At 55.6% G+C, this 16,581-nt stretch carries 14 protein-coding genes and 3 tRNA genes; 9 read left to right on the top strand and 8 right to left on the bottom strand.

Features of this window, described 5'->3' with window-relative positions; all coding sequences use genetic code 11:
- Nucleotides 1-46 precede the first annotated feature (46 nt).
- The gene (gene gltA, locus AC2FGB_RS02240; protein ID WP_142633596.1) at nt 47-1,342 is read left to right on the top strand and encodes a citrate synthase; all 1,296 of its coding nucleotides are present in this window, start codon (nt 47-49) and stop codon (nt 1,340-1,342) included.
- Between the two features lie 53 nt (nt 1,343-1,395).
- Here the strand turns inward: gltA and AC2FGB_RS02235 are convergent, their stop codons facing one another.
- Nucleotides 1,396-2,481: a PA0069 family radical SAM protein gene (locus AC2FGB_RS02235; protein ID WP_496688196.1), complete on the bottom strand. Its 1,086-nt coding sequence runs from the start codon at nt 2,479-2,481 to the stop codon at nt 1,396-1,398.
- Between the two features lie 280 nt (nt 2,482-2,761).
- On the opposite strand from AC2FGB_RS02235, the gene AC2FGB_RS02230 reads away from it, so the two are divergent.
- Together AC2FGB_RS02230 and AC2FGB_RS02225 are read left to right on the top strand one after the other, a co-directional pair.
- Nucleotides 2,762-3,460 (top strand): corrinoid protein, encoded by a 699-nt coding sequence (locus AC2FGB_RS02230; protein ID WP_271947279.1) that lies wholly within the window; start codon nt 2,762-2,764, stop codon nt 3,458-3,460.
- Nucleotides 3,461-3,614: 154 nt separating this feature from the next.
- The gene (locus AC2FGB_RS02225) at nt 3,615-4,277 is read left to right on the top strand and encodes a DUF1638 domain-containing protein (RefSeq protein ID WP_142633590.1); all 663 of its coding nucleotides are present in this window, start codon (nt 3,615-3,617) and stop codon (nt 4,275-4,277) included.
- On the opposite strand, the gene AC2FGB_RS02220 is transcribed toward AC2FGB_RS02225, so the two are convergent.
- On the bottom strand, nt 4,274-4,684 hold the full coding sequence (locus AC2FGB_RS02220) for a SufE family protein (protein ID WP_496688197.1): 411 nt from the start codon (nt 4,682-4,684) through the stop codon (nt 4,274-4,276). The genes AC2FGB_RS02225 and AC2FGB_RS02220 overlap by 4 nt on opposite strands.
- Before the next feature lie 139 nt (nt 4,685-4,823).
- Between AC2FGB_RS02220 and AC2FGB_RS02215 the strand changes: the two genes are divergently transcribed.
- Nucleotides 4,824-5,348: a hypothetical protein gene (locus AC2FGB_RS02215; RefSeq protein ID WP_271947285.1), complete on the top strand. Its 525-nt coding sequence runs from the start codon at nt 4,824-4,826 to the stop codon at nt 5,346-5,348.
- A gap of 6 nt (nt 5,349-5,354) precedes the next feature.
- On the opposite strand, the gene rnd is transcribed toward AC2FGB_RS02215, so the two are convergent.
- The 3 genes from rnd to purM form a co-directional block, all read right to left on the bottom strand.
- A complete protein-coding gene (gene rnd, locus AC2FGB_RS02210) occupies nt 5,355-6,512 on the bottom strand; it encodes a ribonuclease D (RefSeq protein WP_496710090.1) in 1,158 nt (385 codons plus the stop codon).
- Between the two features lie 113 nt (nt 6,513-6,625).
- Complete coding sequence (gene purN, locus AC2FGB_RS02205) at nt 6,626-7,222, bottom strand: phosphoribosylglycinamide formyltransferase (protein WP_496710091.1); 597 nt, start codon at nt 7,220-7,222, stop codon at nt 6,626-6,628.
- Nucleotides 7,219-8,265 carry a phosphoribosylformylglycinamidine cyclo-ligase gene (gene purM, locus AC2FGB_RS02200; protein ID WP_496693479.1) on the bottom strand — a complete coding sequence of 349 codons (1,047 nt, stop codon included), beginning with the start codon at nt 8,263-8,265 and terminating at the stop codon, nt 7,219-7,221. The genes purN and purM overlap by 4 nt, the downstream gene beginning before the upstream one ends.
- A gap of 107 nt (nt 8,266-8,372) precedes the next feature.
- On the opposite strand from purM, the gene AC2FGB_RS02195 reads away from it, so the two are divergent.
- Nucleotides 8,373-8,449: transfer RNA gene (locus AC2FGB_RS02195), tRNA-Ile, on the top strand.
- Between the two features lie 245 nt (nt 8,450-8,694).
- Here the strand turns inward: AC2FGB_RS02195 and AC2FGB_RS02190 are convergent.
- Entirely contained in the window at nt 8,695-10,014 is a 1,320-nt protein-coding gene (locus tag AC2FGB_RS02190; RefSeq protein ID WP_496693478.1) for an ATP-binding protein, read from the bottom strand.
- Nucleotides 10,015-10,058: 44 nt separating this feature from the next.
- Here AC2FGB_RS02190 and AC2FGB_RS02185 point away from each other — a divergent pair, with 44 nt between their 5' ends.
- From AC2FGB_RS02185 to AC2FGB_RS02170, 4 genes are all read left to right on the top strand, one after another.
- Nucleotides 10,059-10,973, top strand: a complete 915-nt coding sequence (locus AC2FGB_RS02185) for an MBL fold metallo-hydrolase (protein WP_496693477.1) — start codon at nt 10,059-10,061, stop codon at nt 10,971-10,973.
- 80 nt (nt 10,974-11,053) lie between these two features.
- A tRNA-Asn gene (locus tag AC2FGB_RS02180) sits at nt 11,054-11,128 on the top strand.
- Between the two features lie 127 nt (nt 11,129-11,255).
- A tRNA-Asn gene (locus AC2FGB_RS02175) sits at nt 11,256-11,330 on the top strand.
- A 317-nt stretch (nt 11,331-11,647) separates the two neighbouring features.
- Nucleotides 11,648-13,111, top strand: coding sequence for a flavin-containing monooxygenase (locus tag AC2FGB_RS02170; RefSeq protein WP_496693476.1), 1,464 nt, complete (start codon nt 11,648-11,650; stop codon nt 13,109-13,111).
- Nucleotides 13,112-13,194: 83 nt separating this feature from the next.
- On the opposite strand, the gene AC2FGB_RS02165 is transcribed toward AC2FGB_RS02170, so the two are convergent.
- Together AC2FGB_RS02165 and pgi are read right to left on the bottom strand one after the other, a co-directional pair.
- Nucleotides 13,195-14,814 (bottom strand): long-chain-fatty-acid--CoA ligase, encoded by a 1,620-nt coding sequence (locus AC2FGB_RS02165; RefSeq protein ID WP_496693475.1) that lies wholly within the window; start codon nt 14,812-14,814, stop codon nt 13,195-13,197.
- A 151-nt stretch (nt 14,815-14,965) separates the two neighbouring features.
- Nucleotides 14,966-16,579 carry a glucose-6-phosphate isomerase gene (gene pgi / locus AC2FGB_RS02160; RefSeq protein WP_496693474.1) on the bottom strand — a complete coding sequence of 538 codons (1,614 nt, stop codon included), beginning with the start codon at nt 16,577-16,579 and terminating at the stop codon, nt 14,966-14,968.
- Between the last annotated feature and the right edge of the window lie 2 nt (nt 16,580-16,581).

The following is a 16,581-nucleotide window of genomic DNA, read 5'->3' as shown; positions in this document are numbered from 1 at the left end:
GAAACGGACGACGATCCGTTTCACGTATGAATGAGGAAGGGACATTATGACCGACAGCAATAAATCAGCCACTTTGACCGTACATGGTAAAACATACGAGTTGCCGGTTCATTCGCCTACCGTGGGACCTGATGTCATCGACATCCGCAAGCTGTACAGCGAAGCGGATGTGTTCACCTATGACCCCGGCTTCACATCGACCGCCAGCTGCGACAGCACCATCACCTATATCGACGGCGAAAAAGGTGAACTGCTGCACCGTGGCTATCCGATCGACCAGTTGGCCGAGAAATCGCATTTCCTCGAAGTGTGCTACCTGTTGCTTTATGGAGAGCTGCCGGCGGCCAAGGAACTGGAAAAGTTTGAAACCACGATCACCCGCCACACCATGCTGCACGAACAGATGCAATATTTCTATCGTGGCTTCCGCCGTGATGCGCATCCGATGGCGATCATGGTTGGTGTCGTGGGCGCGATGTCTGCGTTCTATCACGATTCGACCGATGTTTCCGACCCGCATCAGCGTGAGGTCGCATCCCATCGTCTGATCGCCAAGATGCCGACCATAGCTGCCTGGGCTTACAAGTATCACACCGGTCAGCCTTTCGTGTACCCGCGCAACGATCTGGATTATGCGTCAAACTTCCTGCGCATGTGCTTCAGCGTCCCTGCCGAGGAATATGAGGTGAACCCAATCCTCAGCCGCGCGATGGACCGCATCTTTACTCTGCACGCGGATCACGAACAGAATGCCTCGACTTCGACTGTGCGTTTGGCCTCGTCCTCGGGGGCGAACCCGTTTGCGTGTATTGCCGCTGGTATCGCGTGTCTTTGGGGCCCTGCCCATGGCGGCGCAAACCAGGCCTGCCTTGAAATGCTGGAAGAAATTGGCACGGTTGACCGTATCCCGGAATTTATCGCCCGCGCCAAAGACAAGGCTGATCCGTTCCGCCTGATGGGCTTTGGTCACCGCGTCTATAAGAACTTTGACCCGCGCGCCAAGGTTATGAAGCAATCCGCCGACGAAGTGTTGGATCTGCTGGGGATTGAGGACAATCCCAAGCTGCAAGTCGCCAAGGCGCTGGAAAAACAGGCACTGGAAGATCCGTATTTCTCCGAAAAGAAACTGTTCCCGAATGTGGACTTCTATTCAGGGATCATCCTCGAGGCGATGGGTTTCCCGACATCGATGTTCACCCCGATTTTCGCACTGTCGCGCACCGTTGGCTGGGTCAGTCAGTGGAAAGAGATGATCGCAGATCCACAGAACAAAATCGGCCGCCCGCGCCAGCTCTATCTGGGCGAAACCAGTCGCGATTACGTGGACATCGAAAAACGCTGATTTCGATCCCCAACAAACCAAACAGCCCCGGACCAGAATCCGGGGCTGATTTGTTAGAACAGCGTCAACTGGTCCCCGGCTTGGGGCGGGATATCGAACAAATCGCACCGCAGCTTCGGGGTGCGCGTTGCAAGGCCCAGTCGTTTTACAGCCAGTGAAAACCGCTTAGCCACCATCTCGGCATATTCGCCCTCACCGCGCATTCGGTGGCCCCAGCGCGGATCATAGTCCCTGCCCCCGTGCATTTGCCGAAGCTTGGACATGACTTTTTCGGCGCGCGTTGGCTCTTGCTCTTGCAGCCAGGTTTGCCAAAGTTCCGAAACTTCGCGCGGCAACCGCAGCATAATCCAGCTTGCTGCATCCGCCCCGGCATCCCTGCCCGCCTCTAACAGGCTTTCCATCTCATGATCTGTCAAACCGGGAATTGAAGGTGAGGTCATGACCCGCACCGGAACCCCCGCTTCGGTCAGCATGCGAATGATTTTCAGGCGCCGATTTGGCGCGGGTGCCCGTGGCTCCATTCGGCGCGATAAATCCGCATCCAACGTGGTCAGAGATATCCCGACCCGAACCAAACCCTGTTCCGCCATCTGTGCGAGCAGATCGAGGTCACGTTCGATCAGTGCCCCCTTGGTCACAATCGCAACCGGATGGCGAAACTCAGTAAGCACCGACAAACAAGACCTTGTGATTCCGAGGTTTTTTTCAACTGGCTGATAAGGGTCGGTATTGGTTCCAATCGCAATCGGCGCAACACTGTAACCTTTCGCAGAAAGCTCTTTGCGAAGAAGCTCGGCCGCATTGGGTCGGGCAATCAAGCGCGTCTCAAAATCCAGCCCCGGCGACAGACCCAGATAGGCGTGGCTGGGCCGTGCAAAGCAATAGATGCAGCCGTGCTCGCACCCCCGGTAGGGGTTGATCGAACGATCAAATGGCAAGTCGGGAGAGCGGTTATAAGTGATTATGCTGCGTGCCGTCTCGTGCCTGACTTCAGTCCGCAACGGAGGAAGATCGTCATCATACCCCCAGCCGTCATCGCAGGGGATTGTGTCAAACCGTTCGAATCTGCCTGCCGTATTTTCCGTGGCTGCTCGCCCCTTGGCAATGGCCGAAGGAAGGTTTGTTCTACTTTTGTTCATGCCATTTGGTATATGGAATATCGACCGGTCCGGCAAGCGGCACATTTACCTTTCTGAGGCATCATCAGAGCCCCAATCAGGCCCTGGACATTTGGTGCATTTGAACGAATTGCAGGATGTTCATGTGTAAAATGACGTCGAGATAACGACAAATTTGGCCTATAGGTCGGTCTCGGAACTGCCAAGGTCGCAATCGTCACAGTAGTATTACGGCGAAATGGCCAAAACGGAAAAAATGCCACCACGGGCGCAAGGCCCGAACAGCTCAGGGAAACGCCCCATGTCCGATGAAGAAGACATCGTCCTGTCCGAACTGAACGACGACGAACTGGTCGAACAGATGTTCGATGACCTTTACGACGGTCTGAAAGAAGAAATCGAAGAAGGTGTGAACATCCTGCTGGAGCGCGGATGGACACCTTATGACATCCTGACCAAGGCACTGGTCGGCGGCATGACGGTTGTGGGCCACGACTTCCGTGACGGCATTCTGTTCGTACCCGAGGTCTTGCTGGCCGCAAACGCAATGAAGGGCGGCATGTTTATCCTCAAGCCACTGCTGGCAGAAACCGGCGCACCGCGCGTTGGAAAAATGGTGATCGGCACTGTTAAGGGCGACATTCACGACATTGGCAAAAACCTGGTGTCAATGATGATGGAAGGCGCCGGATTCGAGGTTGTTGATATCGGCATCAACAACCCCGTCGAAAACTATCTGGAAGCGCTTGATACCGAACAGCCCGATATCCTGGGCATGTCGGCCCTGCTGACGACGACCATGCCATATATGAAAGTCGTGATCGACACACTGATCGAACAGGGTCGGCGCGACGACTATATCGTTCTGGTTGGCGGCGCGCCCCTGAACGAAGAGTTCGGCAAGGCGATCGGTGCTGATGCCTATTGCCGTGACGCAGCCGTAGCGGTTGAGACCGCAAAGGATTTTGTCTCGCGCAAGCACAATCAGCTGGCGGGTTGATCGACGTCTAGACCATTTCAGGGCCGTCCGGTTTTCGGGCGGCCTTTTTCATTTATTCACCCTACCCTGATCCGAAGCCGACATTATGTGTCGAAAACGGGCTTGCCAGCCACCGAATATGCCGATTTTCTAGATAACGAGAAAGAGGCGCGAAATGACTCAGGACCAACTTCCCGACGACGCCAGCCTGACAACGCAGGGCTATTCAGACCATCACGGCGCAGGGCGAATTCTGTTATTGGCCTGCGGTGCGCTGGCGCGGGAAATCCTGGACCTAAAGCGTCGTAACGGCTGGGATCATATGGAACTGACCTGCCTGCCCGCCATCTTGCACGTCCACCCGGAACGAATCACGCAGGCGGTGGAAGAGGCCGTTGCCAAACACCGCGACCAATACGATAAAGTTTATGTCGTCTATGCAGATTGCGGCACCGGTGGCCTGTTGCAGAAAGCCTGCGAGGAGATGGGTGTGGAGATGATTAAAGGGCCCCACTGCTATTCTTTCTTCGAGGGGAACCAGGTCTTTGAAAATCGCGGCGAGGATGAAACTACAGCGTTCTACCTAACAGATTTTCTGGCACGTCAATTCGATGCCTTCGTCTGGAAGCCGCTGGGGCTGGATCGGCACCCCGAGCTTAGGGAAATGTATTTCGGCAACTACACGAAACTGGTTTATCAGGCACAGACTGATGATGCGGTTCTGACCGAACGGGCCAAGGAGTGCGCAGACCGAATGGGCCTAGCTTTCGAGCGCCGTTTTACCGGCTATGGTGATCTGCAATCCACGCTGAGCGACTGGGCCAGCCGCCCGCTTTAGGCGGCCTCTATCGCGACCTCGCGGATACGGTCGATCATCGCCCTCAAACCGTTAGATCGTTGCGCGGAAAGATGATCGTTTAACCCCAGCCGCGCCAGTTCGCCTCCTGCGTCAACCTGCGGGACTTCTTGAACCGGCAGGCCGTTATATAGGGATCGCAGAACCGCAATCAGCCCCCGCACGATCAGAGCATCACTGTCGCCGTCAAAATGAAAGATCCCTCCCTCGACACTGGGATGCAGCCAGACCTGGCTGGCGCAACCATGTACTTTGGTTGCAGGCACCTTCAACGCATCATCCATTGGCGCCATCGCTTTCCCCTGCTCGATGACATGGCGGTACCGGTCTTCCCAGTCCTCCAGGAATTCGAAATCTTCGACGATTTCTTCAAAAGCAGGTGTCGCCATCTCGGGGCTGTCCTCTCATTGGGTTCACATTTTTGAACTATGATCCTGACCAGCATCTGTCCAGCCCCCCACGTGGCTTTTCAAACCCGGAAAAGTGCGATAACTCATTGCCATATAGACTGCTCTGGGTGTTGTGACGATGAAGAAATCACTGTCTGTTCTTTTGGCTGCTGCCTTGACCCTGTCGGCTTGCAGCGCTTGGCGTGATTCTCGGGTCAACCCGACAAACTGGTTTGGGTCCAGCACGCCTGCCCCCTCTGAAGTCTCGGTGAACGATGCAAATGCGCTGGTTCCCCAGACAGACGATGGTGTTGGCCTGTTTTCCAAGAAGCCACCCGAGGATAAGAGCTTCCCGATCGCCAAGATCGAAGAATTGCGGATCGATCCAATTCCGAATGGAGCTATCGTTTACACGACTGGGATTGCTGCAAGGCAGGGTGCCTATAATGCGCGGCTTGTTCGTGTTGAAAGCGAAGAGAATGCGAAAAACGGCATTCTCGAATTCACGTTCCGTGTCGACTACCCGTCATATGCGACAAGCCAGGGGACCGAACGGTCCCGAAGGGTATCCAATGCAATCAATATCAGCCGAGACGAGCTTGCAAACATTCGGCTGGTCCGCGTCAAAGGGGAACAAAATGCCCTGGAATCCCGCCGCAGATAATTCCTGCTAAAGCTCTACGACCGTGACGGTCTGCCCTTTAGCTGCCAGGGCGATTTTGCCATCGCACAGCTTCAGGGCATCTTCGCCGAATACCTCGAACCGCCAACCGGACATTGCAGGTAATTCCCGTTCACCGGCTGCGATCTGATCCAGTTCGGAACTGGTAGCAATCAGTTTGGCAGCCACGCCCGAGCTTTCCGTTTTTGATTTCAGCAGCACCCGCAATAGGTCGGCAAGCGCAGGATTTACCTTCAACTTGTCACGGCTGGTATCAATCTTGGGCAATTTTTCTGGTGGGCAATTAACACCCTTTTTGACAGCGGCCAGAATCCCATCCGCAATGACCCCTTTGCGGGCCTCGCGCAGCAGCAGGCGCGATCCGCCCAAATCTGAGAAAGATTTCGGCTTGGTCGATGCCAGTTCGATCAGAGCGTCGTCTTTGAACACCCGGCTGCGCGGTACGTTGTTTTCCTGCGCATAGGCTTCGCGGAACTCGGCCAACTCGCGAACAACAGCCAAAAACTTGGCCGAGTTCGTCCGGGTTTTGATACGCTTCCACGCGTTTTCGGGCTGGATCTCATAGGTGCCGGATTGCGTCAGCGTGCGCAGCTCTTCGGCGACCCAATGGCTGCGCTTGGTTTTCGTCAGCTCGGCCGCCAGATATTCATAGATTTTCCGCAAATGCGTTACATCTGCCAGCGCATAGGTCTTTTGCGCCTCGGACAGCGGGCGGCGTGACCAGTCGGTAAATCGAGAGGTCTTGTCCACGCCTTCCTTACAAATCTTGCGCACCAGGGTTTCATAACCAACCTGCTCGCCAAATCCGCAGACCATGGCGGCGACCTGAGTGTCGAACAGAGGATTGGGGAACACACCCGCCTCAACCCAGAAAATCTCAAGATCCTGACGGGCTGCGTGAAATACTTTGACCACGCTTTCATCGGCGAAGAGCTCGTACAAAGGCTCCAGAGTCATCCCTTCGGCCAACGGGTCGACCAAAACGGCGCTGTCTTCGTCGGGCGACGGGACCGCCAGTTGAAGCAGGCAAAGTTTTGAATAGTAGGTCCGTTCGCGCAGGAACTCGGTATCTAAGGTTACATAATCAAAGGCCGCAGCCGCTTTGCAGAAATCGGCCAGCTCTTGCGTCGTCGTGAGGGTTTTCATTCGTGGTGCTATTCTTGCTTTTGTTTTTAATCACCCGTCAGTCCTACACGTTTCCGGGCCGTCGGGCGAACCATAGGCCGAATGGCAACCGCGTGTAAATCACCCCGCGGGATTCACGGCAAAAGCACCGGCGTGCGGTCATTTCCGGCAAAGCGGCGCAATACGGCCGGATAAAGCCTGTGTTCGTAGGTCAGAACGCGCGCCGCCAAAGTCTCAGGAGTGTCTCCAGCCTCAATATTCAGGCGGGCTTGCCCCAAGATTGGGCCATCGTCCAGCGCTGCGGTCACTTCGTGAACCGAGCATCCATGCTCGATATCACCTGCTGCAATCGCACGGGCATGGGTGTTCAGACCCTTGTATTTCGGCAACAGTGACGGGTGGATGTTGAGCATCCGACCCTGAAAGCGCGAGACGAAATCACCGGTCAGCACCCGCATGAACCCGGCCAAACATACGATGTCCGGTTGTGCTTTCTCTAACGGTTTCAGCAGCTCGGCTTCGAAAGCCGCGCGGTCGCCTTTGAAGGGTCGGTGATCAACGGCTGCGGTTGCAATTCCCCGATCAGCTGCCTTTTTCAGCCCGCCTGCCCCGGCATCGTTCGACAGGACCAGACAGGGCCGCGCCGGATGGTCACCGGTCATGCTGTCGACCAGAGAGACCATATTCGACCCCCCGCCCGAGATCAGAATGGCGACGCGCTTATGGCTCACAGCAATTTGCCCGAATAGGCCACTCCTGCGGTGTCGGTCACGGTGCCAATCCGCGAAACCGTCTCACCAGCTTGGGCCAGCAGTGCCGACAGGTCGTCGGACTGCTCTGCGCCGCAAACCACGATCATGCCGATGCCGCAGTTGAAAGTCTTGAGCATCTCGGATTCAGCAATACCGCCGGTTTCTGCCATCCAGCGGAATACGGGTGGCAAATCCCAGGAGTTCAAGTCGATCTGGGCACCCAGCCCTTCGGGCAGCACCCGTGGCAGGTTTTCGGTCAGGCCACCGCCGGTGATATGGGCGAGCGCATGCACCCCGCCTGTCCGGATCGCCTGTAGCGCAGGTTTCACGTAAAGGCGCGTCGGGGTCAGCAGTGCCTCGCCCAGCGATCCATCCCCAAAGGGCGATGCCGCATCCCAACCCAGGCCCGAGATCTCGACCAGCTTGCGCACTAGCGAATAGCCATTGGAATGCACCCCGTTTGAGGCCAGCCCAAGCAACACGTCACTCTTTTGAACATCTGCAGGAAGGTGTGCGCCGCGCTCCATCGCACCGACCGAAAACCCGGCCAAATCGAAATCACCATCGGGATACATGCCCGGCATCTCGGCAGTTTCACCACCGATCAATGCGCAATCCGATTGAACGCAGCCTTCGGCAATGCCCTCAATAATCCGTGCGGCGGTCTCGGTATCCAGTTTGCCTGTGGCGAAATAGTCGAGGAAGAAAAGTGGCTCAGCCCCCTGACAGATCAGATCGTTGACGCACATGGCCACAAGATCGATACCGACGCCATCGACCAGGCCTGTATCAATCGCGATCCGCAACTTGGTGCCAACACCGTCGGTGGCGCCGACAAGAATCGGGTCCCGATAACCTGCATCCTTCAGGTCGAACAATGCGCCGAACCCGCCCAGCCCGCTCATCACACCGGATCTGTTGGTCCGCTTGGCAGCAGGTTTTATCCGGTCGACCAGAGCATTCCCCGCATCAATATCAACGCCCGCATCCGCGTAGGTGATTCCGTTTTTGCCTGCTGTCATGGCCAACCTCTTTTGAATGGTTCCCGCGCGGGTTAGTCGATTGTTGGAGATGTTGCAACGGTCAGGCTTGACGCGGGCGTTCACCATGATAGGCAAAGCGCCTAGGCGGGCCTGTAGCTCAATTGGTTAGAGCAGAGCGCTCATAACGCTTTGGTTGGGGGTTCGAGTCCCTCCGGGCCTACCAAAATCCGCAAATTTCCCTTTAAAAACAACGCTCGATTGGCCCGAAAATAGAGAGAGATGCTCCACGACCTAACAATAGGTTGCGAGGCAAGTGCCCCACGGTTTCAGGACATATCTTCGATTCCCGCCCGGGATATCCCGGTAACTTTTCAGGCGCTTGAATCAGTTTATCGGTCACTGAACATCCGACAATCCAAGATGAACTCACACCAGATTTGGCAGAGCAGAGGTCCGGTGCACGATGCTCTAGCGACCGATGATAATATCGGCACACAGACCGCCCAGATGTTCGCTTTTGCCCAATCGAAGCACGCCGCCATGGGCTCGGGCGACATCTGCCACAATGGCCAACCCTAGACCAACACCGCTGCCCCGATTCTGGTTGCGCGCCGGATCCAATCGCGAGAAAGGTTTGACCGCTTCGGTGCGCTGCTCGGGCGGAATACCCGGACCATCATCTTCAACGCGGATACGCAGCGATTTGGAAGAGACCGACAGGCTGATCTCAGCGCGATTTCCATACCTGACCGCATTCCCGATCAAATTCTCTACCGCGCGACGAATAGCCGTCGGGCGCAACATCGCGGTTCCTGCGCCATCAACCTTTACCAATTCGACCTTATGCCCTGCCCTGCACGCATCCTTGACGATCTGCCGAAGGAACCTCTCAGGGTCTACGGATTCCGGCGCCACTTCTGCCGCTCCTTTGGAAAAGTCCAAAAACGAGTCCAGCAATAGCTGCATTTCATCCACGTCCTGTTGCAATGGCACTGCCTCATCTTCGGGCAACAAAGACAGCCCAAGCTTAAGACGCGTCAAAGGCGTTCGCAAATCGTGACTGACACCGGACAGCATCATGGTGCGCTGCTCCATCTGACGCTCTATCCGGGCGCGCATATCCAGAAACGCACTGCCCGCGGCCCGCACCTCAATCGCGCCGCCTGGCGAATAAGGAACAACCCGCCCGCGTCCGAACGCCTGTGCAGCCTCGGCCAAACGGGTGATCGGTCGTAGCTGGTTGCGCATGTACAAAAACGAAATGGTTGTCATGATGATCGCAAAGAACAAGACGGTCACAATCAACTGATGCGGCGCGGTTGGGGACAATCGCCGACGGTCGAAAGTTAGCTGCAATACACCCAAATCCGTCTGCAGATACAATCGAGCCTCCTGCCCGCTTGGCAAGGCGACCGCTACAAGATCGGGAAGCAGGGCGCGCAACTCGGATTCGACTTGAGGTGCAATGAAATCATACCAGCGGCGATTCCCGATGACTGGCGTTTCGTTTATCCCGAGAAACCGCAGTTTCATATCAAGCGCGGCCAGATCCGGCCGAAGTTCGGCCACCGCCTGATGCTGCGTTTCAGAATGTTCTATCACATCCGTAACCAGCGTAACCTCACGCGATGCGGCACGAGTCATTTGCCCAGTGACATCTTCTAGGTGCTTTTGCAAAAAGGCGACACTGATCACCAGCAGCATCACCACCACCGGCAAAATGAGAATCAAAGCCGCCCGAGCGTACAGGCTGCGCGGCATATAAAGTTTGAGCCATTGCGTCGTCATGGGTTAAACCTAACGGGCTGTTCAGACGAGAGAAAGAGTGCAGAATGCAAGCACCGGACGATTTCAATCCAATGCCAGGTCGAGATGACGAATTACAACCGGGCCTGAGGCGGATTCTTGCCCCCAACCCGTCTCCGATGACATATCGCGGCACCAATACTTACTTGCTTGGCCAAACCGATCTTGCGGTGATTGACCCCGGCCCTGCCAATTCGGACCATCTGGATGCAATCCTGAACGCGGTTAAACCCGGACAACGGATCAGCCACATCATTGTCACACATTCTCATCTGGACCACTCTCCGCTTGCTGCACCGCTGGCCGAACGAACGCAAGCAAAGATCATTGCTTTCGGAGGCCCCGAAGCAGGCCGCAGTGAGGTGATGGCCGAATTGGCTACTCAGGGGCTCGCAGGCGGAGGTGAAGGGATCGACACGGCGTTCCGCCCGCATATCGAAGTCGAAGATGGAGATGTAATCGCCGCCGAAGGGTGGCAGTTGAATGTGATCCATACGCCCGGCCATCTTGGTAACCATATCGCGCTGGGTTGGGGGGATGTCTGCTTTACCGCCGATCATGTGATGGGTTGGGCCAGTTCACTGGTGTCACCACCTGATGGAGATCTGACCGATTTCATGGCGGCTTGCGAAAAGCTAGGGCACCATAACTGGTCCGTATTCCACGCAGGGCATGGCGCACCGATTAACGACCCTGCCAAAAGGCTCGATTGGTTGATCACCCACCGGCGCGCCCGGGAAAAACAGATTCTGTCCGCATTGGAAACCAGGCCAGGGACCGCCCGGGAATTGGCCGAGCGAATCTATACCGAAACCCCCGCCGCCCTGTTGCCCGCTGCCGAACGGAATGTATTCGCCCATCTCGTTGATCTTACGTGCCGATTTCTGGTTGCACCGCAGTCAAAATTATCTGTCGGCGCGATCTTCGCCAGAACCCCATAGATGCCGAGGTAATTTTTTTTCCAAAACCGCGCTTCCCCTCTGGACGGCGAAATTTCGGGTTGCTATATGGCGCGAACCGTTCCGGCGTAGCTCAGCGGTAGAGCAGTTGACTGTTAATCAATTGGTCGTAGGTTCGATCCCTACCGCCGGAGCCAATTTCCCCAAAACACACCAAAAATTGTCATGGGTGCCCGCCTTCGCTGTGTGCATGTTTTTTCGACGAAAAAACTCACGCTCCCCACTGGACGCCGAAGAGTCGGGTTGCTATACGGCGCGAACCGTTCCGGCGTAGCTCAGCGGTAGAGCAGTTGACTGTTAATCAATTGGTCGTAGGTTCGATCCCTACCGCCGGAGCCAATCTTCCAAAATCTTCACGACTATAAAAACACCCTGCCTCAGGCCGTGCGCCATAACTCAGGGCAGATGATAAACGGTTTCAAAGGTTCATCCTCTAATTTTTTCATTCCATTCAACTCAAAGTTGAGGGATAAGTTCCCAATTACATTTGCATTGAAGAACTTAGTCTGGGCCCAAGTTATTAGCAGGCTCAGGTGAACTTGAGATAAATTGAAAGAAGATTTTATGCCGGTCACGCTTGTCCCAAAACCAAACCAGGCAGATCAGAAACGCCACTGGCAAGTCGCGAAACGGACATACGAGCATAAGGAAGTATCATGAAGCAGGTGAACTGTTTGATCATAGGTGCTGGCTTTGGCGGCATTGGTATGGGCTACCAGCTCAGACAAGCGGGAATCGACAGCTTCGCAATACTCGACAAGGCCACTGAATTTGGGGGCACTTGGCAGCATAACACCTATCCCGGTGCGGAATGCGATGTGCCCTCGCATTTGTATTCTTACTCTTTCAGCAAAACGCCGAACTGGAGCCGAAAATGGTCGGGACAGAAAGAGATTCTGGATTACATCCGGGATTGTGCGGAAACATTCGGAGTGATCGCGCATTTACGCCTTGGCTGCGCTGTCACTTCAGCAAGCTTCGATCCGACCAGTGAAATGTGGACTGTAACGACCAAGGGCAATGGAGATGAAACCTATCTCTGCCGCCACGTGGTTTGCTCGGTTGGTCAGTTGCACTTTCCCAACCGTATTGGGATACCGGGGATGAAACTCTTCGGGGGAACCATATTCCATTCTGCCGAATGGCGCCATGATATCGACCTGAAGGACAAATCAGTTGCCGTGATTGGAAATGCAGCCAGCGCGCTGCAGTTCATCCCAGAGATCGCCAAACAGGCACGCAGTTTGACAGTTTATCAACGCACGGCAAATTGGGTCATGCCCAAAGGCAACAAGACCTATGGCGAGAGCTTCAAGTCGCTGATGCGTTCGATGCCTTTCCTTCAAAAACTTTATCGCTTCCGCCTTTGGGCCGAGAATGAGTTCAAGATCTTTCCAGTCATGAAAGGATCGAAACTGCACGAGATGCTGATGCAGAACATACTGAACCGGCATCTGGAAAAGACGATATCGGACCCAAAACTCCGCGAGGAGCTTCGACCAAAATACCCGCCCGGCGCGCGTCGCCTTTTGGTCTCGGACAGCTACTATCAGACTTTAAACCAGGACAAGGTTGAGTTAGTGACGGACGGAATCGACTGTTTCACCAAAGACGGGATCAAGACCACAGACGGTACCGAACGCAACCATGATGTGGTCATTCTTGGCACTGGGTTCCAATCCAACCCCTTCCTGCAAGCTATTGATATCAAGGGACGTGATGGTATCTTGTTGCGCGATGTTTGGGATGAAGGTGGTGCGCGGGCCTATCTTGGCATCTCGGTTCCCAAATTCCCTAATCTGCACATTATTTACGGACCAAACACAAACCTTGGCCACACGACGGTACTGGCCATGATCGAAGCGCAAATCGGTTTTGTCATCCAACTTATCAAGGCGGCCGATCACGGCACGATCGAAGTAAAACCTGAGGCGGCATTGCGTTTCGATGACGAGATGCAACAGCGTCTTGCCAAAAGTCAGTGGGCGCGGATCGAGCGCAGCTATTACAAAGATGGCGAGCGGATAACCACCAACTGGCCCGGCAGTTCATTCGAGTATTTCAGGCGCACGAGGAAGCCCAAACTGGCAGATTTCAGGCGTGGAACTTCAGAAGGCTGAGGGGCTATAGATCTACGTTCGCCGCGAAGTCAGAAAACCCGGCAAACCATCTCGCTTGTGTCTGCCAGGCCAGTGATCTTGCGCTAGGTACTCAGCACATCTTTGAAGTCTTCCCGCAGGTTGCGTTTCAGGATCTTGCCAGTCGCGTTCAGTGGCAGCGCGTCCACAAAGACTACCCTGTCCGGGATCTGCCACTTGGCGATCTTACCACCAAAAAACGCCAGCAATTCTTCTTCGCTTGGGTTTGCCCCCTCGGCTTTCACCGCCACAAGAACGGGCCGTTCGTCCCATTTCGGATGCGGCACACCCACAACGGCTGCGCCTGCCAGCTTTGGATGTGCCACCGCGATATTTTCGAGCTCGACCGAACTGATCCATTCACCGCCGGATTTGATGATGTCCTTTGAGCGATCTCGGATCGTCATATACCCGTCCGGGTCCAGTGTCGCCACGTCGCCAGTGGCAAACCAACCGTCTTGCAGCAGACCCTGATCCTGCATCATGAAATAGCTGTCCAATACCCAGTATCCGCGCACCATCAGGTCTCCCTGTGTTTCACCGTCGCGCGGAAGCTCATTGCCCAGATCATCAACGATTTTCAATTCGACCCCATAACAAGGACGGCCCTGACTTTCCCGAAGCCCATACTGCTCTTCTTTGGGCAGTTTTCCATGTTTCGCCAAGGGCTGGTTCGCTGTTCCCAGCGGGCTCATCTCGCTCATCCCCCAGGCGTGGACTGTATCGACACCGTAGGTTTCGCGGAACCTCTCGATCATCGACGGCGGACATGCGGCCCCACCAATAACTGTGCGCTCAAGACTGGACAGTTGACTGCCCGACTTCTTGGCAGAGGCCAGCAGACCCTGCCAGATCGTCGGCACGCCCATGGCCAGTGTCACCCCATAGTTGTCAATCAAATTGACCAATGCCTCGCCATGCAAATCTGGTCCCGGTAATACCATCCGAGACCCCGACATCGCGCAAGCGTACGGCGATCCCCAAGCGTTCACATGGAACATCGGTACAACTGGGAGTACCACATCCATCGCCGAAAACCCGATCACGTCACGCGTGTTGGATCCAAAACTGTGCAAAACTGTCGAGCGATGGGAATAGAGCACCCCCTTGGGGTTTCCGGTTGTGCCCGAGGTGTAACAAAGGCTTGAGGCTGTGTTTTCGTCCAGTCTGGGCCATTGAAAGCCGGAATCACCGGTTTCGATCAGCTCATCATAGAACTGCACCCCTGGAACCTGCGCGATTGCGTCATCATTCCGCGGACCCATTAACACGAAATGCTGCACCTCTGTCAGTTGGTCCTTCAAAGCGGCGACAAGCGGGATGAATGTGGCGTCGAAAAACAGAACCCGGTCCTGCGCATGATTGATGATATAGGTCAGTTGCTCTGGAAACAGCCTGGGGTTTACGGTGTGGCAGACGAATCCAGCACCCGAAGTGCCATAGTAGATTTCCAGATGGCGGCGGTTGTTCCATGCCAATGTCGCTACCCGAGCGTGCGGTTCCAGCCCAAGACCTAACAGTGCAGAACCCAATTTTCGCGCGTTCTCGGCGACTTGCGACCAGTTCGTTTCGGTCAAGCTGCCGTCAGTTTCGACAGAATAAATCTCGGTTTGGCCATGATAGCGATCGGCATGCTCGATCAGTGACGAGATCAGCAACGGTTGCGTCATCATTTGTCCCAGCATGGACATTCTCCCTGTGTCGGGGCCGCTTTTTGCAGCACCTTCTTGTTTGCCACGCATTTTCTGCAATCGGCGCGGTCAAAAGAAATCCTGCCAAGCATTTAATTGTCTGACAATAGAAGAATGCATCATGCCAGGGCGGCAAAGCTGGCTTTTATTCGGTTTCCCGGTGCAACATGGCATAGGCAACAAGGGCGGCGGTTGACCCGTCTTTGGTCTCGGTACCTTCTGCACCGTCCACGATTGGCCCCAGTGAAGTCGCCAGTTCCTTGCCCAGTTCAACGCCCCACTGGTCAAAAGAGTTGATCCCCAACAGGACCCCTTCGACGAATACGCGATGCTCATACAGGGCAATGATCTGACCCAGAACAAAAGGCGTTAGCTTGGGGTACATCAGCGTGGTCGAGGGACGATTGCCAGCAAACACCCGATGTCGGGCCTGACGTTCGCATTCTTCACCCGTCAACCCTTTGTCGGCCATGCGCTGCCGCGCCTCGTCCAGCGATCGGCCGCGCATCAGCGCCTCGGACTGGGCCAGACAGTTGGCCAGCAGCAGACGGTGATGGTGGGTCAGCTCGGGCTCATGTCCCTCGGCAGCGACCATGAACTCGCAAGGGATAACGTCTGTGCCCTGATGGATCAGCTGATAAAACGCATGCTGACCATTGGTACCAGGCTCACCCCAGACCACCGGACCCGAAGGAATGGTCAGCGCGCAGCCGTCCATGGCAACGGATTTGCCATTCGACTCCATCTCGAGCTGCTGAAAATATGCGGGCAAGCGCAGGAGACGCTGATCGTATGGCAGTACGGCCCGGCTGGCATATCCCAGAACCTGCCGATGCCAGACACCGGTCAAAGCCAACATCACCGGCATATTCTCGGACCAATCGGCGGCGCAAAAATGCACGTCCATTGCCTGTCCACCACGCAAAAACGCGTCAAAGGCCGTCGAGCCTACGGCAATCATCACCGGCAGGCCCACAGGCCCCCAAACCGAATAACGCCCCCCGACCCAATCGGCGAAACCAAACACGCGCTGTTCGGGAATGCCAAAGGCCTGAGTCTTGTCCAAAGCGCTGGAAACCGCAGCAAACTGTCGGGCCGGCTCCCCACCGCCATCGACCATCCAGGCGCGCGCGGTGCGGGCATTGGTCATGGTTTCAATGGTCGTGAACGTCTTGGACGCGACAATCACAAGTGTCCGCGTCGGATCCAGCTGCCGTAGAACATCGGCAATATGTGCCCCGTCTACATTCGAGACATAATGCAGCCGCGGCCCGTCGTGATACGGAGCCAGCGCATGCGTGGCCATAACCGGTCCCAGATCAGACCCACCAATTCCGATATTCACCACATCGGTAAAGCTGCCCCCTGCCCCGGACACGGCCCCCCCACGGACCTCTTCGGCAAAGACACGCATCCGCTGTAGCGTATCCAGAACGCCAGGCATGACATCCAGACCATCCACGTCGACCGGACCGCCATCCAGATTCCGCAATGCCGAATGCAGAACCGAGCGTTCTTCGGTTTCATTGATCTTGGCACCCGCAAACATCGCGTCGCGCCTGTCGGCAAGCCCCGCCTCGTCGCATAGGCGGATCAGGGCTGCGCGAATGTCTGCGTCAATCTGCGTCTTTGAATAGTCAAACAGCATATCGCCCGTTGAGGTCGAGAAAACCTGTGCCCGATCCACGTCTTGTTCGAACAAGTCCAAAATGGAACGACCGCCATCTGACGCAAATGCCTTGAGAGTATCCAGGTTCATAA

The sequence above is a fragment of the Ruegeria sp. CDSC021 genome, assembly GCF_059610845.1.
This window is presented reverse-complemented; position numbering and strand designations above follow the sequence as displayed.